Below are 20,946 nucleotides of genomic sequence, written 5' to 3' on the forward strand. Positions count from 1 at the left end.
TGCGCAAGACCGTGTTCGAGGATTCCAACCTGACGCAGTACTGGCTCGACGGCAAGGAATTGCGGCTGAACATCTATCGTGAGCACGAGGCCGCGCAAAAGATCAACTCGGTCGAACTGACGATCCTGACCAGGACCAGCGACGAAGGCGTCTACGACGGGAGCTATACGCTCTCCATCTACGACGCCGCGGCGGATACGGACCAGGACGGCAAACCGGTCGAAATCAGCGGCAAAGTGTCGTGCGGAGCGGAGTGAGCGGGGTCAGGCCGTGATGTCGATGACGCCGCAGTCGCCTGCCGCGCTGCCGAAGGCGACGCGGCGTTCTTCCTTGTCCCACATCATCGAGGTGATGGCACCCTTGCCCGGCCGCCGCAACAGCACTTCCTTGGCGTCGGCAAAACGCACCGCCATCACCATGCCGTCATCATAGCCGACGGCGACGACATCCTGGCTCGGGTGACAGGCGACCGCCGTCACCATGGCGTTGCCGCGCGTGCCGAGTTCCAGCGGTGCCTTGCCCATCGGCCCGTCCTTGCCGGAAAACGGCCAGACGATCGCCGCCGGCGCGCCGGAACTCGCCAGCCACTTGCCCTTCACGCTCCACGACAGGCTTTTGACCTTGCCGGGATAGCCGGTCATGCGCATGTGCTTGCCGTCGGCGAGCTTCCAGCCGTGCAATGCGTTTTCTTGCATGGTGGTGACGAGGAAGGCGCCTTCCGGCGAGAAGGTGATGCCGGTATGGGCGCCGGCCCATTCGAGTTCCACCGGCTTGCCCTCGGCGGCCGGGAAATGCAGCGTCGCGCCATTGTAGCGGGCGACGCCGAAGCGCATGCCCTTGGGCGAGAAGGCCAGCCCCTCCACCGAACGCGGATGGACGAATTCCCTGGTCTTGCCGTCGGCGAAGCGCACGAAGGCAGTCTTGCCCGAGGCATAGGCGATGGCGCCTTGCGGCCCGGCGGCAACGCTGGTGATCCACTTCCTGGCCGCGCTTGCCAATTCCGTGGCCTCGCCGCCCGTTTTCACGGCAAACACCTTGCCGTCCTCGCCGCCGGTGATCAGCCGGTCATTGGCCGCATCATGGAAGGCGGCGAGCAGCCCGTCATTGGCCTGAACCGTCTTGTGGCCATGGTCGAGCCGATGGATGGCGCCGTCGGCCATCGCGAAATGCGGCACGTCGCCGAGAAAGACGGCGGCGATGCAATGGCCTTCGAGGTCTAGGGGGGCGACTGTGGGCATCAGGGAACCGTTCCAATGAAGTTTGTTGCCATCCCCGGGAAGTCGCCAGCGCGGCCAGGTGTGGCACCAACCTTCTCCCCTTGTGGGAGAAGGTGGATCGGCGCGCAGCGCCGAGACGGTTGAGGGGTGTTGGACGGATCGCCGTCGGTGCTCAGCTGGAGCACCCCTCATCCGACCGAGCTTCGCACGGCCACCTTCTCCCACAAGGGGAGAAGGACAGAAGGGGCAGCGCTAGCGTTATAAGGCTTGGAAATCAAGCCGCCTGGCAGGCGTCAAAACTCTTCTTCAGCCGCTCGGCGTCGAGTTCCCTGCCGATGAACACCAGCCGGCTCTCGTGCTTTTCGCCGACTTTCCAGGCGCGCTGGTGGTCGCCTTCGATGATCATGTGCACGCCCTGGATGACATAGCGCTCGTCGTCGCCCTTGAGCGCGATGATGCCTTTCAGCCGCAGGATGTTGGGGCCTTCCATCTGGGTGATCTTCTCGATCCAGGGGAAGAATTTCTTCGGGTCCATCTCGCCGCCGCGCAGCGACACCGATTGCACCGTCACGTCATGAATGTCCGAAGCATGCGCGTGATGGTGGTGGTCGTGCCCGTCATGATCATGGTGGTGGTGATCGTGGCCGTCGTGGTCATGATGATCGGGATCGTCATGCGCCTCGAGGAAGTGCGGATCGTTTTCCAGTGTCCGGGACAGGTCGAAAGCGCCGCGGTCGAGTACTTCGGTCAGGTCGACGCCGGCGCGGGTGGTACGATGGATCTTTGCCGCCGGATTGATGGCGCGGATCGTTGCCTCGACCTTGGCGAGTTCTTCTGACGTGACGAGATCGGTCTTGTTGAGCACGACGACGTCGGCGAAGGCGATCTGGTCCTCGGCTTCCCTGGAATCCTTGAGCCGCAACGGCAGGTGCTTGGCGTCGACCAGCGCCACCACCGCGTCAAGCCTGGTCTTGGAGCGCACATCGTCGTCCATGAAGAAGGTCTGCGCCACCGGCACCGGATCGGCGAGCCCGGTGGTCTCGACGACGATGGCGTCGAAGCGGCCGGGGCGGCGCATCAGGCCCTCGACGACACGGATCAGGTCGCCGCGCACCGTGCAGCAGATGCAGCCATTGTTCATCTCGTAGATTTCCTCGTCGGATTCCACGATCAGATCGTTGTCGATGCCGATTTCACCGAACTCGTTGACGATGACGGCGTAGCGCTTGCCGTGGTTTTCCGACAGGATGCGGTTGAGCAGCGTCGTCTTGCCGGCGCCGAGATAGCCGGTGAGAACGGTTACGGGGATTTGCGTCTGTGCGTCGCTCATGGCTTGCCTCGAAAGTGCTGGGCCGCGAAAGATCCGGCCCTCAAAAGGGATCGTCGGTTCCATATAGGATGTGTGCCGGGCTTTTGCACGGGGCAAACCGATGGGCCAAACCGGCTTGCTACAATACCGGATTTTGGCTGGCGAAAGCCGCTGTGATTGCCTAGCTCGGGATGCGGAAGATCAATTTGAGAGGCAAGATATGTCCGGCAAGCCATCCTCCTTCTCATTGAGCCGGCGCCAGGCGCTCGGGTTGATCGCGGTCACCGCCGGAGGTGGTGCCTTCCTGCCGGCCTCGGCAATGGCCGCTCAATCTTCGGCTGCCCAGGCTTCACCCTATGCCGGACTGGCCTTGTTCGAAAACGGCGCCGGTGTCTGCACCATTACGCCTGAAGTGACCGAGGGACCGTTCTATTTCGACCCGAAACTCGAACGTGCCGATGTCACCGAAGGCAAGAAAGGTATTGCCCTTGACGTCCGGCTGCAGGTTGTCGACGTGGACTGCCGCCCACTTGCCGGCGCCCGCGTCGATATCTGGCATTGCGACGCGCAGGGCGCCTATTCCGGCTATCCCGGACAGGGTGACGGCCGCGACGTCGACACGTCGGGCCAGACCTTCCTGCGTGGTTGGCAGAAAACCGATGCAAGCGGCATCGTCTCCTTCGCCACGATCTATCCCGGCTGGTATCGCGGCCGCACCACCCACATCCATTTCAAGGTCTTCCCCGACGACAGGTCGGTGATGACCGGCCAGTTGTTTTTCCCCGACAGCCTCAGCGAGCAGATCTTCACCTCTGTCGCGCCCTACAATGACCGGCCCGGCAAGCGCGACACTTCAAATGCCGATGACGGCATCGCCAGGCGGGCCGGATCGCAATCGCAGGCTGCGTTGCGCGAGTTGGAGGATGCCTATCAGGCGCTGATGATCGTGGCGGTGAAGTCCGGCTGAGCGTTCCCTCACGCACCTTGTCAGCGGCGAAAACTCCGGTCACGAATTCGTTTGTCATCTAACTGAAATAAACATCTGGCATTAGCCACGGCGGACACCACAATGCTTGCCGGCAAAGCTGTTTGAAGCACCGGAATCTTTTTGATCGTCGATTGCCAACCGGCCGGCTGCCTCTATGCTGCCCGCACCGGTACGGCCGAAGAGGGAAGACCATGGCCAAGGCGGACAAGACTGCGACAATGAGCCGGCTGCATTCCGCGGCAAGGCTGGCAAGGACGGCGCTGGCTGCCCGGCTTCTGGCGCACGGCTTCTATGCCGGCCAGGACCAGATCATGCTGGCGCTCGACCGTGAGGACGGCCAGACGCCGGGCAATCTTGCCGGACGTCTCGGCGTGCGCCCGCCGACGATCACCAAGACCATCAACCGGCTGCAGGCCCAGGGTTTCCTGGAGAAGCGCGCTTCTGAAGCCGATGCCCGCCAGGCCCACATCTTCCTCACCGATACAGGCCGCGACATCATCCACGCCATCGAGAAATCGGTGAAGAAGACCGAAAAGCAGGCGCTGAAGGGCCTCGACAAGAAGGACCAGAAGTCGCTGTTCAAACTGCTTGCCCGCATCGAGGCCAACCTCTCGAACGAGGAACTGGTGCTCATCGACGACGACGCCGAGTCGGACGACTGACCGGCGGATTGTCGCGGCAGGCGATCAAGCCGCCGCGGCAGAGCCCTGGATCAGCGACGACCAGCGTCCCGGTGTCATGCCGAACGCCTTCTTGAAGTGCCTGATGAAATGGCTCTGGTCGCTGAAGCCGGCTTCGACTGCGATCTGCGCCAACGGTTCGCCGGCGGCGATCATCCGCCGCGCACGCTGAAGCCGGCGCATCACCAGGAAGCGATGCGGACTGGTCGAGAACGCCGCGCGGAAATGCCGTGACAAGGCATAGCGGTCGAGCCCGGTTATCGCTTCCAGTTCGCCGGAGCGCACCGGCCGGGTCAGGTTTTCCGTGAGATAGTCGCGCGCCAGTGCAGCCGCCCGCCACGCCGTCCGGGTCATCGGCTTTGCCGGCTGGCCGCCATGCCGGGTCAGGCTTTGCATCAGTTGGACCAGGAAGTCGTCGACGAACAGGTCGTCGAGTTCCTGCTCCAGCGGCCCCAGCGCCGAAAGCAGCGTTGCGCAAAAGGCGGCGTCCGTCACCACGCCATCCCTCACAAAAGGCAGCGAAGCGCCGCCGAGGCAGTCGAGCATCAGCGACGGCTCCAAATAGAGCATTCGGTAGCGCAGGCCGTCCTCGGTGCCGGCGCCGCCGTCATGCAGTTCGTCGGGGTGTAGCACGATGATCTGGCCTGGAAGGCTGTGACGCGCAGCACCAAGATAGCGAAACGTCTGCACACCGTGCAGCGTTACCCCGATCGCATAGGTGTCGTGGCGATGCAGGTCGAACGCGCTGCCATGGAAGCGTGCCTCGATCCGCTCCATGCCTGCGGGATCGGGACCGGAGATAATACGGTTTTCCGCCGCATCGATGCACAAACGTCCAAGACCCTCGAAGGCCTGGCTGTCTAGATCGTGCGACATCGTCTCCGTAAGCCTCGCATTGGGGCACAAACCGAATGGCCAATGTCTCATGTTCGATACGAAATTTGCAATCGTGCTCAGGGAGGATCTGCCGGTCTGGCAGAAACTCAACGTCACCGCCTTCCTGACCAGCGGCATCGTCGCCCAGTTTCCCGACATCATCGGCGAACCCTATCGCGACCGCGCCGGCAATCTCTACAACCCGCTGTCGATCCAGCCGGTCATCGTGCTGTCGACCGATCAGGCGACGCTCGCCGCGATCCACCGGCGCACGCTGGAGCGCGGCGTGACCACCTCGCTCTATGTCGAGGAGATGTTTTCGACCGGCTTTGACGCGGCCAACCGCGCCGTCTTCGCCGAATTTGCGCCTGAAGACGCCAAGGCGGTCGGGATCGCGCTTCGCGCCGACAAGAAGCTGGTCGACAAGATCACCAAGGGCGCCCGTATGCACCCGTAGCTTCAGAGGCATCGACTAAGCCTGCCGCCGACACTTGTTGTGCCAGCCGGCTTTGGCGTGGCGACAGCCGACAATTGGCTTGCCGGGAGCCGGCAATTCCCGCAAAGGTGGGTCCAGCCCAGCTCCCACCCGGCCTGCAAGTGAGTGCTCCCCAAAGACATGTAGAAAGCGCGACGCCCCCGGTGGCGATCCTGTGCATGCTTTCCACTTACGTCTGCTTCACCTTCCTCGACACATCAAGCAAATACCTCGTCCTCGCCGGCATTTCCGTGCTGGTCGTTGCCTGGGTGCGCTTTGCCGTGCATGTCATCCTGGTCGGCACCCTGTTGCGCGGCTGGCGCCAACCCATGCGGTTTCGCCCGGTCAACCTGCCTGCGCATATCCTGCGCGGGGCTTTCCTGTTCGGATCGACCATATTCAATGTCCTGGCGCTCAAATCCCTGCAACTGGCCGAGACAACCTCGATCTATTTCTTTGGGCCGATGGTGATCACGGCGCTGGCCGGTCCGCTGCTTGGCGAGTGGGCGGGCTGGCGGCGCTGGCTGGCCATCCTGGCGGCCTTTGCCGGCGTCCTCATCATCACCCGACCGGGCGTCGGCGTGTTCGGCATCGGACATTTCTTCGCGCTCGGCTCGATGCTGTCGAACTGCTTCTACGTCATCATGACGCGCCGCATGTCGGCGACCGAGACATCGGAGAGCCTCATCCTGTTTTCGGCGCTGGCGCCGGCGCTGCTGCTGTTGCCCCTGCTGCCGTTTTCGTTTTCCCTGCCGCATGACGGCTGGCACTGGTTCGTGCTGCTGATGCTCGGCGTGTTCGGCGGCGTCGGTCACTGGCTGCTCGTCCAGGCCTACCGGCTGGCGACGACCACGGCTTTGGCGCCCTATCCCTATTCGCAGATGGTGTGGATGATCATTTCCGGATGGATCGTCTTCAAGCAGTTTCCCGACCGCTGGACGCTGGTCGGCGCCGCCATCATCGTCGCCAGCGGCCTCTACATCGTCCATCGCGAGCATAGGCTTCGGCTGCGGAGCCGCGCGGCCTCGGACGTCGAGGCCGAGGCGTTGGCAAAAAAACTTTGATTTGCCCCCGATCGGTGGCATAACGCCGCCTTTAAACAGTTTAGGTCTGGAAAGTCAGGTCCGGGGAGCACACGTCGCTGGCACAAAAAATCAAGCTTTCGACGATCGCGGATGCGCTCGGCGTGTCCACGGCCACGGTCTCGCTGGCGCTGCGCGACAGCCCTCTTGTTGCCGGGACCACCCGTGACCGCATCAAGGAACATGCCCGCGCCATCGGCTATATCTACAACCGACGCGCCGCCAGCCTGCGCACCTCGCGTTCCGGCATTGTCGGCGTCGTCGTGCACGACATCATGAACCCGTTCTTCGCCGAGATCCTGCGCTCGATCGAAAGCGAGCTCGACCGCAGCCGGCAAACCTTCATCCTGTCCAACCACTATGATCAGCTCGAAAAGCAGCGCACTTTCATCGATACGCTTTTGCAACTCGGCGCCGACGGCGTCATCATGTCGCCGGCGATAGGCACGCCGGCTTCCGACATCGTGATGGCCGAGGAGAACGGCCTGCCGGCTGTGCTGATCGCGCGCACCGTCGAGGGTGCCGACGTGCCGGTCTTTCGCGGCGACGACTCTTATGGAACAGGCCTCGCCACCAACCACCTGATCTCGCTCGGCCACAAGCGCATCGCCATGATCGGCGGCACCGACCAGACCTCGACCGGCCGTGACCGCTACCAAGGCTATATCAACGCGATGGAGGCGGCCGGGCTGGAAGTCAGGCCGTCCTGGCGCATCGCCGGGCCGCGCACCAAGCAGGCCGGCTTCGAGGCCGCCGGACAGTTCCTGGCGCTGAAGGACAGGCCGACGGCAGCCTGCTGCTGGAACGACCTCGTCGCCATCGGCCTGATGAACGGCATTGCCCGCGCCGGCCTGGTGCCGGGCGTCGACATCTCGGTCACCGGCTATGACGACCTCGAAGAGGCGGCGATTGCGACGCCGGCGCTGACCACAGTCTGGAACGGCCAGCGCGAGGTTGGCCGCCGCGCCGCCAGCGCGCTGCTCGACAAGCTCAACGGCCAGACGGTGCGACCCTCGCAGGAATTGATCAAGCCGGAACTGCATGTGCGTCAGTCGACCGGCAAGCCGGTGGAGCGTGCATGACCATGGCCGAACAGTTGCAGACCGTCGCCATCCTGGTGCCGGGCGATTTCAACGACCATGCGGTCGACCGCATCAACCGCACGTTCAGGCGTGTCAGAATTGAACGCGCCGATCCGGCGCTCGTCACCGACGAGATGCGCAGTGATGTGCGCGGCATCGCTTCGTTCGCCGGCATCAACGCGGCGATGATGGATGCATTGCCCAACCTCGAACTCATCGCTTCCTTCGGCGTCGGCTATGATTCGGTCGATGTCGGTCATGCGGCGGCGAAAAACATCATGGTCACCAACACGCCCGACGTGTTGACCGAGGAGGTCGCCGACACCACGATCGGGCTGTTGATCAACACCATCCGCGACCTGCCGCGCGCCGAGACCTGGCTGCGCGACGGCAGCTGGGTGCGCAAGGGCAACTATCCGCTGAGCCGGCTGACCTTGCGCGGGCGCAGTGTGGGTATTTTCGGCATGGGCCGCATCGGGCAGGCCATTGCCCGGCGTCTGGAGGCCTTTGGCTTGCCGGTCGCCTACCACAACCGGCGCCGTGTCGAAGGTCTTTCCTACCACTATCATGCGACCCTGAAAGGGCTTGCCGAAGCCGTGGATACGTTGATTTCGGTCGCGCCGGGCGGCGCCTCGACGGAGAAGGCGGTCAATGCCGAGATACTGTCGGCGCTTGGCGCCAACGGCGTCTTCGTCAACATCGGCCGTGGCAGCACGGTCGATGAGGCAGCGCTTGCGGCAGCCCTTGCCAACGGCACCATCGCCGCTGCCGGCCTCGATGTCTTTGCCGACGAACCGAACGTGCCCAAGGCGCTGCTCGACGCGCCCAACACCTCGCTGCTGCCGCATGTCGGCTCGGCCTCGGACCATACACGCCGCGCCATGGCGGATCTGTGCGTCGACAATCTGGTGTCCTGGTTCACCGAGCGCCGGCCGCTGACGCCGGTGCCCGAGACGGCGCATGTGAAGGCTAGAAACTGATCGGTGGCTGCCACATTTATTAACGTCAGCTTAACCCTTTGGAATCATTGTTCAACCTGTCCGTGTACGTGGATGAAGAATGATGAAAGCACTTTCCGCATTGATCGCTGCCGCAGCGCTGTTTGGTGGCATTCAGCTGTTTCATGGCGGCAGCCGGGAAAGCGTAGCCAACGAGGCCGCCCCGTCCAACAGCTACAGGCTGGTCGCCAATGGCGATGAGGCGGTCTGTGCAGTCAGCCGCGGGGCCGAAATTTCGGACGGTTTGTCGTTGCTCACCGTTGCTCCAAAATGCCGTCGGCTCTTGCCGGGCATAGAACAGGCGAAGTTCTGGCGCGAGCAAAACGATGGCACCGTTGCCTTCAGCGCCAATGGCACCGATCCAATCGTCACCTTCGCGGCTGCCGATGGCGACGGCTACGAATCCTATGCCCCGGCGCTGCCGCTGCTGTCGCTGGCGGCCACCCGTGATAAAAAATCCGGCGACTGATTATTCCGCTGCGGCCCGCGCGCCGGCCTTCGCTGCGGCGTGCAGCCGAACCGCATCGCCGAAGGCACGGAATATTTTCACCGAATTGCTGTCCGACTTGACCCAGTATTCCGGATGCCATTGCACGCCGACGGCGAAGGCGCGGGCGTCCCGCACCGAAACCGCCTCGACCGTGCCGTCGGTGGCGACGGCCTCGACCTGCAGCTTCGAACCGAGCCGGTCGATCGCCTGGCGGTGCAACGAATTGACCTTGATGTCGCCGGCACCGAACACACCGGCCAGGCAACTGTCAGGTTTGATCGAAATGGTCTGGTGGATGGCGAAGCGTTCGTCCTGCTTCTCGCTCACCGGCGCGCGGTGATCGAGCGAACCCTCGCGCTCCTGGATCTCGGTGCCGAGCGTGCCGCCCAACGCCACGTTCAGTTCCTGGATGCCGCGGCAGATGGCGAGCAGCGGCACGCCGCGTTCGATCGCCCGGCGGATCAGCGGCAGCGTCGTGGCGTCGCGCGCCGGATCATAGGGGCCATTGGCTTCACTGGCGTCGCCGCCATAGAGCGAGGGATGCACATTGGATTTCGAGCCGGTGACCATGACGCCGTCGACCGACGACAGGAGTTCGTCGAAATCGAGCCGGTCGCCGAACGATGGCACCAGCACCGGGAACACGCCGGCGCCGGTGATCGCCGCTTCCAGATATTGTTGTGGGGCGGCGTGCCAGGTGTAGTTGTCGAACTGACGGACGTCGGTCGATATGGCGACGAGCGGCTGATGCATTTGGGCTCTGTGTTCCATTTGGGCAAGGGATACCTGCCTTCAAAATAGGCGATCCCACGTTATTTTTCCATGCCAAGTTTCGGCGTGTCGCATGGGCCACGAAACGGCCTGTTAGACTATAGTTGCAGTGCAGCCGGGCTTCGCCGTCAAATCGGGCCGGCCTGCTGGACTCGACTTCTTGCCTGTGTATTGTCTCGAACGAACCGACACGGAAACCGAGGATTTTCTGACGTCGGCCTGTTGATCCAAAAGGGAGGAACTTCATGGATCGTCGTTCATTCATTCGCAAGGCCGGTGTCACCGGCGTCGGTGCCGCGGCGGCGGCGGCCACGCTGGCGGCGCCTGCAATCGCCCAGCCCAATCCCAAGGTGACATGGCGGCTGGCGTCGTCCTTCCCGAAGTCGCTCGACACCATCTATGGCGGCGCCGAGGTATTCTCGAAGATGCTGTCGGAAGCCACCGACGGCAATTTCCAGATCCAGGTTTTTGCTGCCGGTGAGCTGGTGCCTGGCCTGCAGGCCGCCGACGCCACCACCGCCGGCACGGTCGAGGCCTGCCATACGGTGGCATATTATTACTGGGGCAAGGACCCGACATGGGCGCTCGGTGCGGCGGTTCCCTTTTCGCTCAACGCACGCGGCATGAATGCCTGGCATTACCATGGCGGCGGCATCGACCTGTTCAACGAGTTTCTCGCCACGCAGGGCCTTTTCGGCCTGCCGGGCGGCAACACCGGCGTGCAGATGGGTGGCTGGTTCCGAAAGGAAATCAACACGGTGGCCGACCTTTCCGGCCTCAAGATGCGAATCGGCGGTTTTGCCGGCAAGGTGGTGCAGAAACTCGGCGTCGTGCCGCAGCAGATCGCCGGTGGCGACATCTATCCGGCGTTGGAAAAAGGCACCATCGACGCGGCCGAATGGGTCGGTCCCTATGACGACGAGAAGCTCGGCTTCTACAAGGTGGCGCCCTATTATTACTATCCCGGCTGGTGGGAGGGCGGCCCGACCGTCCACCTGATGTTCAACAAGGCGAAGTACGAAGAACTTTCGCCGACGTACAAGTCGCTGCTGCACACTGCCGCGCAGGCGGCCGATGCCAACATGCTGCAGAAATACGATTATCTGAACCCTGCGGCGGTGAAGCGGCTGGTGGCCGGCGGCGCGAAACTGCGCCCGTTCAGCCAGGAGATCATGGCCGCCTGCTTCGAAAAGGCCAACGAGGTCTATACCGAAATGGAAGCTTCCAACGCCCCGTTCAAGAAGATCTGGGAATCGATCAAGGGCTTCCGCAAGGAGCATTATCTCTGGGCACAGGTGGCCGAATACAATTACGACACCTTCATGATGGTCCAGCAGCGCAACGGCAAGCTGTAGCCGGCCGGACTTCTGCTCAAAAGCTCTCTGGGCGGACCCCGCTCAGGGAGCTTTTCTGTATATGCCGGGAGGCGAAGCCGGCGGTTCAGCCGCGGCGCGGCACCACCAGAACCTTGACCTCGCCGGGCGCCGGCGGATTGGCGATCACCGCTGGCGCTTCTTCAAGCGACACCTGCCTGGAGATCAGCCTGTCGATCTCGACCGCACCGGAAGCGATGAGTTCGGCGGCGCGGCGATGGGTGTAGGGATTGAGGAAGGAACCGAGCACCTTCAGTTCCCGGAACAACAGGTCGAACGGCTCGAATTCCGCTTTCATGCCTTGCGGCGTCACGCCGACAATGACGACCGTGCCGCCGGCTCGGGCCAGGCGCATGGACTGCTCGACGGTCTCTCGCACGCCGGCGCATTCGAAGACGACGTCGACGCCACCTGGCGCCAGACCGGCCGGTCCGGCGATCGCATCGATGACATTGGTGGCTGTCGGATCGATCGTCGCTGTCGCGCCGAGGTCCTCGGCGAGGGCGCGCCGCGAAGCCTGCCTGGTCGACAGAATGATGGTCGTGGCTCCCGCCAGTCTTGCCAGCTGCACGGTGAGCAGGCCGATCACGCCGCCGCCAAGCACGACCACCGAGCTGCCCGGTTTGATACCGGCAAGGTCGACGCCGTGCAGGCAACAGCCGAGCGGCTCGCAGAAGGCACCGTGCAGGGGGTTCAGGCCTGCAGGCAGGACGAAAGCCTGCTTCTGCGGCAAGGCAAGATATTCGGCAAAGCCGCCGTCGCGATGAATGCCGATCGCGCACAGATTGCTGCAGAGATTGACTTGTCCCGCGTGACAGTGTGCGCAGCGCCCACAGGCTATGTTGGGGTCGCCGGTAACACGATCGCCGATGGCAAAACCCGAGACCGATGTTCCGATCGCCTCGACGATGCCGGAAAACTCATGGCCGGGCGTCACCGGTGGCGTGCAAGGAAATTCACCGTGAAACAGATGCCGGTCCGTGCCGCAGACGCCGCAGGCTTCGATGCGCACCAGTAGCTCATCCGCACCGATGTCAGGCATGTCGACGTCGCGCAGCGTGATGTCGCCCACTGCTTCCAGCCGCACCGCTTTCATGGTCTTGACCATGCCGGTTCAGTTGAAGCTTGGCGGTTGCGACAGGTCGGGCTGCGGCACTGCCGGCTTTGCCGGTGTCGGATCGCCGAAACTGGGCGGTTGCGAAAGGTCAGGAGCGGCCGGCGCCGTGCCGCCACCAGCGGGCGCCGCTCCATCCGCCGGCGGCGTGCCCAGCGGCGACAGGCCGGGCACCTCCGGTACCTTGTAGTCGATGGTGCCCGGATCGACGGTCGTTCCCTTGTAGTGCATCACCATTTGCGGGAAGGCGATGGTCAGCCCGATCATGATCACCTGGATGCAGACAAAGGGCACCGCGCCCCAATAGATCTGCCCGGTGGTCACCGGCGCGATTTGTTTGCCGGTGAGACGATCGAGATAGGGCACGCGCGCGGCCACCGAACGCAGGTAGAACAGCGCGAAGCCGAAGGGCGGGTGCATGAAGCTGGTCTGCATGTTGACGCCCAGGAGCACGCCGAACCAGATCAGGTCGATGCCGAGCTTGTCGGCGGCGGGCGCCAGCAGCGGTACGATGATGAACGCCAGTTCGAAGAAGTCGAGGAAGAAGGCGAGGAAGAAGACGAGCATGTTGACGCCGATCAGGAAGCCGACCTCGCCGCCCGGCAGCGATGTCAAAAGGTGCTCGACCCAGATGTGGCCGTTGACGCCGTAGAAGGTCAGCGAGAACACCCGTGCGCCGATCAGGATGAACAGCACGAAGGACGACAGCCTTGTCGTCGAGGCCAGTGCCTGCTTGACGACGTCAAGCGACAAGCGCCCCTTGGCCGCCGCCATGAACAAGGCGCCGACCGAGCCCATGGCGCCGCCTTCGGTCGGCGTGGCGATGCCCAGGAAGATGGTGCCCAGCACCAGGAAGATCAGCGCCAGTGGCGGGATCAGCACGATGATCACCTGCTGCGCGAGCCTGGACATCATGTTGAAGTTCAGGCGCTTGTCGGCAATGGCGACGATGTAGATGAACAGCACCCCGGCAGTCGCGCCAAGAATGTCGGCATTGTCGCCATGCGCCGGCGCCAGATAACGATATGCCGCGTAGGAAACCGCCGATGTGACCAGCAAAGCCACCAGCAGCGACATCACGCCATGGCCAAGTGTACGGGCCTCGAGCGGCAGCGCCGGCATCGAGTTCGGCCGGATGATCGACATGATCAGGATATAGGACATATAGAGGCCGGTGAGCACGAGGCCCGGGATCAACGCGCCCGCGTACATATCGCCGACCGAGCGGCCGAGCTGGTCGGCAAGCACGATCAGCACCAGCGACGGCGGGATGATCTGGGCAAGCGTGCCGGAGGCGGCAATGACACCGGATGCGAGCCGGCGGTCATAGCCATAGCGCAGCATGATCGGCAGCGAGATCAGGCCCATGGCGATGACGGAAGCCGCCACCACGCCGGTGGTCGCCGCCAAAAGCGCGCCGACGAAGATCACGGCGTAGGCGAGGCCGCCGCGAATTGGCCCGAACAGCTGGCCGATCGTGTCGAGCAGGTCTTCGGCCATGCCCGACCGCTCGAGCACGATGCCCATGAAGGTGAAGAACGGGATGGCCAGCAGCGTGTCGTTCGACATCACCCGGCTGCCGTAGAAATTATCCGGCAATGCGTGCAGGAGCGGCCAGGCGAGGTTGATCGATCCTCCGGAATAGGGAGACAGCAGCACGCCGATGAAGAAGAACATCAAGCCGTTGGCGGCCAAGGAAAAAGCGACGGGGTAGCCGATCAGCAGGAAGATGATCAGCGAAGCGAACATGATCGGCGCCATGTTCTGCGCGATGAACTCCATCACGAACGCACCTCGTCGGCCAGCGCCTTGGCTTCGAGTTCGGCCTGCTCATGCACCGATATGAAGGGATTGGGGTCGTCCATGTCTCCGCGCATGATGGCGATCTTCTTGATGATCTCGGAGATGCCCTGCAGCGCCAGCAGGAAAAACCCGACGAGCAGGATGGCCTTGGCGGGCCAGATGATCAGGCCGCCGGAATTGTTGGACATCTCGCCGCTGCGAAACGACAGCGACACATAAGGAACGAAATAGATCACCATCAGCGTCACGAACGGCATCAGAAAAAAGACATGCCCGAAAAGGTCGATCCAGTGCTGCACGCGGCGTGGAAACAGGCCGTAGACGACGTCGATGCGGATATGTTCGTTCTGCTTCAGCGTATAGGCGGCGGCCAGCATGAAGGCGGCGCCGAACAGATACCATTGCAGCTCGAGCCAAGCGTTCGAGGATATGTCGAACACCTTGCGGATAATGGCGTTGGCAGCGCTCACCAGGATCGCCAGCAGGATCAGCCACGATATCCATTTGCCGATGAACTCGTTGGCGCGATCAATAGTCCTGGATAGAGCGAGAAGCCCTGCCATGCATTCCTCCCTTGTACCGGAGGCGTGCCGGCTTCCCCCTTTTTGTCCGTCACGCCACGTGGTCCAACGGTATGCAGCGCGTGGACTGACGGGTCAACAAGGATAGAGGCAGCGAATATCATCGCATGGCAGACAGTGCCCAATACCGGCGATCTGCCCTTGCGTCATGCAACCAAAGTCTGACGTTTTCAGGCGATTTTGCCGGTGTCGCGGCCGGCGCCGATCAGGATCAGCGTCGTGACCAGGAACAGGTACATCCACGCGTCGCGCCACTCGACCGGGAAATAGCCGGCCCACAGCGATTCGGCCATGCCGAAGGCCGCCGCGCCGAGTGCCGCGCGCGGTGGTGAGAGATAGCCGCCGACCGCCGTCACGAACAGGATCTTCAGTCCGTAGACGAGGCCCGAGCCGAAGCTGACATTGCCGTAATAGAGCCCGGCCATGACACCGGCCAGCGCGGCACAGAAGCCGCCGAACAGCACCGCGTGCCGGAACACCGCGCGTACGTCGACGCCGCACATCGCGGCAGCCTTGGGGTCGTCGGAGACGGCGCGCCAGCACCGTCCGAAGCTCGACCGGGCAAAAGCCCAGCTTGCCAGCGCGATTGCCGCCACCACCACGGCGCAGTCGATAAGCTGGATGAGCGTCAGCGTTGCCTTGAAGGTCGCGCCCTGCGCGAAAACGATGGGCTGCGCCAGCATCGGCGGCAGCCACAGATCATGCGTGTCGGCGGCGATGCGGCTCGCTTCGGACAGCAGCAGCAGGATGCCGAGCGTCGTCACCACGATTGCATTGGGCGTGCGGTCGGCCAACGGTTCGAAGACACTGCGCGACAGCACGTGGCTGATCAGCGCGGCATAGAGGAACGCAGCGACGACGCCGAGCGCCACCGCCGCCAGCAGCGTCAGCCACAGCACCTGATAGCCGAAGGCCGCGGTCAGGATCATGGTCTGGCCGCAAAAGGCGAACAACGCGCCATAGGCGAGATTGGTGCGGTGCAGGATGCCGTTGGTCAGCACATAGCCAAAGGCGAGCAACGCATACAGCGCGCCCGAATGCAGCCCGTTCAGCACCTGCTGGAAGAAATAGAGCATGCAAAACCTCGAAGCATGCCGCCCAAAAGTGCGAAGCGGTCCTGGCCAACAGCATGCTCAAAAGGCTGCGGAGACCACCGCATCCCGGAGTGAGGTTGCATCGCTGAATCTAACTTGTCAAATACGATTTATCGGTTAGATTTCCGCCATGACGGTATCATGGACCCCGCACCGCTTCACCGGCGGCCTGCTTGCGCTCGACACGGCGAACACCGTCGTGCTGCGCGGCGATCCGGAGCGGACGTTCGACCGCTTCGAAGATCCGGCCGAGATTGCCCGCTTCGCCGACGCGGCGAGCCGCTTTCGCGCCGCCGAGCTTGGCGAAAGGCCGCTGGCGGTAGCCTCGCCGGTGGCGATCGCACCCGTCGTGCTGTCGATCCGCGAGGCGACGGACCGGCTGTTTCGTGGAGCGGTATCGAAGGGTGCGGTCGCCACCGCTGATCTGCCCGGATTCCTGAGCGCCTGCGCCGAGGGTCTGGCCGGCAGCCGGACCGAGATCGGTGCGCCGGGAAGGCCGTTCGGTGATCCCCTGACGCCGATCGCCTTCGAGGCGGCGCTGGCGGTTTCGGCGCTATCGCTTCTGCGCGACGATACCGTCGCAAGGCTCAGGATCTGTCCCAACTGCACCTGGCTGTTCGTCGACAGAAGCCGCAATTCCAGCCGCCTGTGGTGCGACATGGCGGTCTGCGGCAACCGTCAGAAGGCAAGCCGTCACTATCGCCGTCGTCGCATGGCGGAAAATGAGGTCAAGAATGCGTAGCGGCCTTTCCCGTTCGATCCTTGTTGGCGCGGCGCTCATCGTGGCCGTTGCGCTCGGCGCCTGCCGCGACACCGGCGACGCCGAAGGCAAGCTGTTCGAGGTTTCCGGCAAGATATTCGTTTTCAACTACCGCCTCGCCAGGGCGACTTATGTGGTGACCCTGCGGCCGCTGAAACCGATGGGAGAGGGCCAGGTGGCGGTCGCCAGCTTCCAGGATCCCGCCGGCGGCGCACCTCTGGTGGTCGAGCAGAAGGTCTGGCCGAAGCTCGACAAGGTGACGCTGGAGAGCCCGGCACTGACCTGCGTCGTCAAGAACAAGCCCTATGCGATTGCCATCAGCATCAAGGGCGCCGACGGCGCGGTCCTGCAGAAGATCGACACCACGCTGATGTCGACGGAAGACCAGTCGATCCTGCCCGACCGGCCGCTGGTCATCGACCAGCTCTACACCGCCAATCCCGATCTCGTCGGCCATCCCAACGGCAAGCTGCCGGGCGAGCCGAAGCCAGATTGCTCGAAAGGCGGCTGACGCGTCGCGGCCGCCCGCGCCGCAGCTGTAATGTTCATGCGCCGGGCAATGTCCGCGGATCGGTTTCATACCCGATTCAGGATGGCCGCGGACTGTTCGTTGCGCGTTGCCTGGCATCTGCGATTTTGTTTGACCTGCCTTGCAAGGGGAGAAAGGATACGTCATCCGACCCCGACGTTGGCTGCCTGCCCCGCGTGGCCTCCGCAGAGGAAATGCCTGATGACGCTGCACGACGTCGCGCTCGACGACAAGTTCGATCTCGCAAAGGAGCGCATCTTCCTGTCCGGCGCGCAGGCGGTCATTCGCATGCTCTTGATGCAGCGCGAGCGCGACCGTCGCGCCGGCTTGAACACGGCCGGCTTCGTCTCCGGCTATCGCGGTTCGCCGCTCGGCGGCCTCGACATGCAGCTGTGGAAGGCGAAGAAACAGCTCGCCCAGGCTGACATCGTCTTCCAGCCGGGTCTCAACGAGGAGCTTGCCGCCACCGCCTGCTGGGGGGCGCAGCAGACGGAGCTGCTGGGCGAGGGCACTCATGACGGCGTCTTTTCGGTCTGGTACGGCAAGGGACCGGGCGTCGACCGCTCAGGCGATGTGTTCCGCCACGCCAACCTCGCCGGATCGTCGAAGCATGGCGGCGTGCTTGCGCTGATGGGCGACGACCATATGGCCGAATCCTCGACCAATGCGCACGCCACCGAATTCCTGTTCGTCGACACGATGGTGCCGATCCTCAACCCGGCCGGTGTCCAGGAGATCATCGACTACGGGCTCTACGGCTTCGCCATGTCGCGCTTTGCCGGCACGTGGGCGGCGATCAAATGCGTCAAGGACAACATCGAATCGACCGCCTCGGTCGATGCCGCGCTCGAGCGGCTGAACATCGTCGTGCCGGAGTTCGACATGCCGCCTGGCGGTCTCAACATCCGCCACGAGATCGACATGCTCGGCCAGGAAGAGCGGCTGCATGAGCACAAGCGCGCCGCGGCCTCCGCCTTCATCCTTGCCAATGGGCTGAACCGCATCGTCTATTCGGGGGGCCGCAACCCGAAGATCGGCATCATCACGCTCGGCAAGAGCTATCTCGACGTTCGCCAGGCGCTGGAGGATATCGGCATCGACGAAGCGGCCGCCAACCGCATCGGGGTGCGGCTGTTCAAGGTCGGCTGCCCCTGGCCGCTCGACCTGCATCACATCGCCGGTTTCGCCCGCGGCCTCGACACCGTCGTCGTCGTCGAGGAGAAGCGCTCGCTGATCGAGGTACAGTTGCGCGAAAGCCTTTATGGCACTGCCACCCAACCGGTCATTATCGGCAAGAAGGACGAGCGCGGCGACTGGCTGTTTCCGGCCAAAGGCGCGCTCGATCCCAACGAGATCGCCATCGCGCTTGGCGAGAGGATCGTCAGGACCATCGGCCCGTCCGAAGAGATTTCGGCGCGGGTGGCAAAACTGCGCCAGTTCCAGGCAATGCTCACCGAGGCCACCGACATCGGCTCGCGCACGCCGTTCTTCTGTTCCGGTTGCCCGCACAATTCGTCCACCAAGGTGCCGGACGGCTCGATCGCCGCGGCCGGCATCGGCTGCCACTTCATGGCGCTGTGGATGGACCGCAACACAGTCGGCTTCACGGCCATGGGCGGCGAGGGCGCGCAATGGGTCGGCCAGGCGCCGTTCTCCAAGCGCGAGCACATCTTCCAGAATCTTGGCGACGGCACCTACAACCATTCCGGTACGCTGGCGATCCGCTTCGCGCTGTCGAGCAATGCCAACATCACCTACAAGATCCTCTACAACGACGCGGTCGCCATGACCGGCGGCCAGCCGCACGAAGGCGGCCTGACCGTCGATATGATTGCCAGGCAGGTGCGGGCCGAGGGTGTCGACCGCATTGCCATCGTCACGGATGAGCCGGACAAATATGCTGGCAAAGCCGAATTCCCGGCCGGTGCCACTATCCATCACCGCGACGACCTCGATCTCGTCCAGCGCGAGCTGCGCGACGTCAAGGGCGTTTCGGTCTTGCTCTACGACCAGACCTGCGCCGCCGAAAAACGCCGCCGCCGCAAGCGCGGCACATTCCCCGATCCCGACAAGCGCGTCTTCATCAACGAACTGGTCTGCGAAGGCTGCGGCGATTGCGGCGTACAGTCGAACTGCGTCTCGATCCAGCCGGTCGAGACCGAATTCGGCCGCAAGCGCAAGATCGACCAGTCGAGCTGCAACAAGGATTTCTCCTGCGTCAACGGCTTCTGCCCGTCCTTCGTCACTGTGCACGGCGCCAAGATCCGTAAGGCCGAGGGCCTGGCCGGCAAGGCCGATCCGCTGGAAGGCGTGCCCGTGCCGGCGCAATTCCCGCTTGGCGAGCAGGGCTGGGCGGCGATCATCGACGGCGTCGGCGGCACCGGCGTCGTCACCGTCGGTGCGGTGCTAGGCATGGCGGCGCATCTTGAGGACAAGGGCTGCGGCATGATCGACATGGCCGGCCTCGCCCAGAAGGGCGGCTCGGTGTTCACCCATGTCCGCATCGCCCGTACCCCGGACGACATCCATGCGATCCGCGTTTCGGCAGGGAAGGCCGATCTCGTGCTTGGCTGCGATCTCGTCGTGTCGGGCGCCAAGAAGGTGCTGACCGCGGTGCGCGAGGGCCACACCATCTTCGTCGCCAACACCGCCGAGATCATGCCCGGCGAATTCGCCCGCTCGGCCGATTTTTCGTTGCCGATAGAGCGGCTGAAAAAGGCGATCCGCGCGGCTGCGGGCGACGACAAGGCACATTTCTTCGATGCCACCCGCACTGCCACGGCACTTTTCGGCAATTCGCTCGGCGCCAACATGTTCATGCTTGGCTTTGCCTTCCAGCACAGCGGCCTGCCGCTGTCGGCCGAGGCGGTCGAGAAGGCGATCGAGCTCAATGGCGAAGCCGTGGCGATGAACATCGCCGCCTTCCGCTGGGGCCGTCGCGCTGCCCATCAGCCGGATTTCGTGCGCGGGCTGGTTGCCCAGCCGGGTCCGACCGCGGCTGGAAAGGCAGGCCAGACGGATATCGCCGAGACGCTGGACGACATCATTGCCCGCCGCGTCGCCTTCCTGACCGCCTATCAGAACGCCGCCTATGGCAGGCGTTATGCCGGAAAACTGGCCGCGTTGCGCGCCGCCGAAGCGAAGGCCGTGCCTGGTTCGACCGCGGTGTCGCAGGCTGCCGCCAGGAACCTGTTCAAGCTGATGGCGATCAAGGACGAATACGAGGTGGCGCGTCTTTACACGGACGGCTCTTTCGCCGCCGAACTGGGCAAGCAGTTCCAGAGCTACGAAAGGCTCGAATTCCACCTCGCTCCGCCGATCATGGGCCGTCGCGGCAATGACGGAAGCCCGCGGAAATCGAGCTTCGGCCCGTGGATGATGAAGGGTTTTCGCGTGCTGGCGGCGATGAAGGGCCTGCGCGGCACTGCCTTCGACCTGTTCGGCTACACCGCCGAACGGCGCATGGAGCGGCAGCTGCTGGCGCGGTACGAGGCGGATCTGGAGCTCATCGCCGGATCGTTGGCCCCAGCCAGGGTCGATGCGGCGGTTGCGCTGGCCTCGGTGCCTGCCCTCATCCGCGGCTATGGCCACGTCCGTCAAGCCAGCGCGCAAAAGGCCGCCGGCGAGCGCCAAAGGCTGCTCGAACGCCTGTCGAGTACGCCGGCGCGGCCCGAACTTCAGGCCGCCGAATGATCGATACGCCTTGTTTACCTGAACGACAGTT

The 20,946-nt window shown here is 63.7% G+C and carries 20 protein-coding genes; 12 read left to right on the forward strand and 8 right to left on the reverse strand.

The annotated features are described in order from the left end of the window. The first annotated feature begins 11 nt into the window (after positions 1-11). A complete protein-coding gene (locus tag EN949_RS36325; protein WP_245459037.1) occupies positions 12-257 on the forward strand; it encodes a hypothetical protein in 246 nt (81 codons plus the stop codon). A 6-nt stretch (positions 258-263) separates the two neighbouring features. Here the strand turns inward: EN949_RS36325 and EN949_RS00675 are convergent, their stop codons facing one another. Both EN949_RS00675 and EN949_RS00680 read right to left on the reverse strand, forming a co-directional pair. Continuing rightward, positions 264-1,238, reverse strand: coding sequence for a WD40 repeat domain-containing protein (locus tag EN949_RS00675; RefSeq protein ID WP_127365921.1), 975 nt, complete (start codon positions 1,236-1,238; stop codon positions 264-266). A 253-nt stretch (positions 1,239-1,491) separates the two neighbouring features. Beyond that, a complete protein-coding gene (locus EN949_RS00680) occupies positions 1,492-2,547 on the reverse strand; it encodes a GTP-binding protein (RefSeq protein ID WP_127365920.1) in 1,056 nt (351 codons plus the stop codon). Between the two features lie 199 nt (positions 2,548-2,746). Between EN949_RS00680 and EN949_RS00685 the strand changes: the two genes are divergently transcribed. Next, positions 2,747-3,493 carry an intradiol ring-cleavage dioxygenase gene (locus EN949_RS00685; protein WP_063169833.1) on the forward strand — a complete coding sequence of 249 codons (747 nt, stop codon included), beginning with the start codon at positions 2,747-2,749 and terminating at the stop codon, positions 3,491-3,493. A 212-nt stretch (positions 3,494-3,705) separates the two neighbouring features. After that, positions 3,706-4,176 carry a MarR family winged helix-turn-helix transcriptional regulator gene (locus tag EN949_RS00690; protein ID WP_013528223.1) on the forward strand — a complete coding sequence of 157 codons (471 nt, stop codon included), beginning with the start codon at positions 3,706-3,708 and terminating at the stop codon, positions 4,174-4,176. 24 nt (positions 4,177-4,200) lie between these two features. On the opposite strand, the gene EN949_RS00695 is transcribed toward EN949_RS00690, so the two are convergent. Beyond that, complete coding sequence (locus tag EN949_RS00695) at positions 4,201-5,070, reverse strand: AraC family transcriptional regulator (protein ID WP_127365919.1); 870 nt, start codon at positions 5,068-5,070, stop codon at positions 4,201-4,203. 49 nt (positions 5,071-5,119) lie between these two features. Here EN949_RS00695 and EN949_RS00700 point away from each other — a divergent pair, with 49 nt between their 5' ends. From EN949_RS00700 to EN949_RS00720, 5 genes are all read left to right on the forward strand, one after another. Beyond that, positions 5,120-5,527, forward strand: a complete 408-nt coding sequence (locus tag EN949_RS00700; RefSeq protein ID WP_127365918.1) for a DUF2000 family protein — start codon at positions 5,120-5,122, stop codon at positions 5,525-5,527. A 197-nt stretch (positions 5,528-5,724) separates the two neighbouring features. Then, positions 5,725-6,609: a DMT family transporter gene (locus EN949_RS00705; RefSeq protein ID WP_164754807.1), complete on the forward strand. Its 885-nt coding sequence runs from the start codon at positions 5,725-5,727 to the stop codon at positions 6,607-6,609. Positions 6,610-6,686: 77 nt separating this feature from the next. Beyond that, positions 6,687-7,709: a LacI family DNA-binding transcriptional regulator gene (locus tag EN949_RS00710; RefSeq protein ID WP_081714208.1), complete on the forward strand. Its 1,023-nt coding sequence runs from the start codon at positions 6,687-6,689 to the stop codon at positions 7,707-7,709. After that, positions 7,706-8,689, forward strand: a complete 984-nt coding sequence (locus tag EN949_RS00715; protein WP_127365916.1) for a 2-hydroxyacid dehydrogenase — start codon at positions 7,706-7,708, stop codon at positions 8,687-8,689. The genes EN949_RS00710 and EN949_RS00715 overlap by 4 nt, the downstream gene beginning before the upstream one ends. Positions 8,690-8,771: 82 nt before the next feature. After that, positions 8,772-9,176 carry a hypothetical protein gene (locus tag EN949_RS00720; protein WP_024501916.1) on the forward strand — a complete coding sequence of 135 codons (405 nt, stop codon included), beginning with the start codon at positions 8,772-8,774 and terminating at the stop codon, positions 9,174-9,176. Here EN949_RS00720 and EN949_RS00725 read toward each other — a convergent pair whose 3' ends face one another. Continuing rightward, on the reverse strand, positions 9,177-9,950 hold the full coding sequence (locus EN949_RS00725; RefSeq protein ID WP_063169836.1) for a gamma-glutamyl-gamma-aminobutyrate hydrolase family protein: 774 nt from the start codon (positions 9,948-9,950) through the stop codon (positions 9,177-9,179). 263 nt (positions 9,951-10,213) lie between these two features. Between EN949_RS00725 and EN949_RS00730 the strand changes: the two genes are divergently transcribed. Beyond that, positions 10,214-11,323 (forward strand): TRAP transporter substrate-binding protein, encoded by a 1,110-nt coding sequence (locus tag EN949_RS00730; protein WP_127365537.1) that lies wholly within the window; start codon positions 10,214-10,216, stop codon positions 11,321-11,323. An 85-nt stretch (positions 11,324-11,408) separates the two neighbouring features. On the opposite strand, the gene EN949_RS00735 is transcribed toward EN949_RS00730, so the two are convergent. The 4 genes from EN949_RS00735 to EN949_RS00750 form a co-directional block, all read right to left on the reverse strand. Beyond that, positions 11,409-12,437 carry a zinc-dependent alcohol dehydrogenase family protein gene (locus tag EN949_RS00735; protein ID WP_164754865.1) on the reverse strand — a complete coding sequence of 343 codons (1,029 nt, stop codon included), beginning with the start codon at positions 12,435-12,437 and terminating at the stop codon, positions 11,409-11,411. A gap of 18 nt (positions 12,438-12,455) precedes the next feature. Further along, on the reverse strand, positions 12,456-14,240 hold the full coding sequence (locus EN949_RS00740) for a TRAP transporter large permease subunit (protein WP_206523549.1): 1,785 nt from the start codon (positions 14,238-14,240) through the stop codon (positions 12,456-12,458). Then, a complete protein-coding gene (locus tag EN949_RS00745) occupies positions 14,237-14,821 on the reverse strand; it encodes a TRAP transporter small permease subunit (RefSeq protein ID WP_013528212.1) in 585 nt (194 codons plus the stop codon). The genes EN949_RS00740 and EN949_RS00745 overlap by 4 nt, the downstream gene beginning before the upstream one ends. 188 nt (positions 14,822-15,009) lie before the next feature. Continuing rightward, positions 15,010-15,915, reverse strand: coding sequence for a branched-chain amino acid ABC transporter permease (locus tag EN949_RS00750; protein ID WP_127365535.1), 906 nt, complete (start codon positions 15,913-15,915; stop codon positions 15,010-15,012). A 148-nt stretch (positions 15,916-16,063) separates the two neighbouring features. On the opposite strand from EN949_RS00750, the gene EN949_RS00755 reads away from it, so the two are divergent. The 3 genes from EN949_RS00755 (at position 16,064) to EN949_RS00765 (ending at position 20,915) form a co-directional block, all read left to right on the forward strand. Next, positions 16,064-16,675, forward strand: a complete 612-nt coding sequence (locus tag EN949_RS00755) for a CGNR zinc finger domain-containing protein (protein ID WP_127365534.1) — start codon at positions 16,064-16,066, stop codon at positions 16,673-16,675. After that, positions 16,668-17,204, forward strand: coding sequence for a hypothetical protein (locus EN949_RS00760; RefSeq protein ID WP_127365533.1), 537 nt, complete (start codon positions 16,668-16,670; stop codon positions 17,202-17,204). The genes EN949_RS00755 and EN949_RS00760 overlap by 8 nt, the downstream gene beginning before the upstream one ends. A gap of 219 nt (positions 17,205-17,423) precedes the next feature. Further along, complete coding sequence (locus EN949_RS00765; RefSeq protein WP_127365532.1) at positions 17,424-20,915, forward strand: indolepyruvate ferredoxin oxidoreductase family protein; 3,492 nt, start codon at positions 17,424-17,426, stop codon at positions 20,913-20,915. Positions 20,916-20,946 lie beyond the last annotated feature (31 nt).

This window comes from Mesorhizobium sp. M7A.F.Ca.US.007.01.2.1, from assembly GCF_003998165.1.
Lineage (GTDB): Bacteria > Pseudomonadota > Alphaproteobacteria > Rhizobiales > Rhizobiaceae > Mesorhizobium > Mesorhizobium ciceri.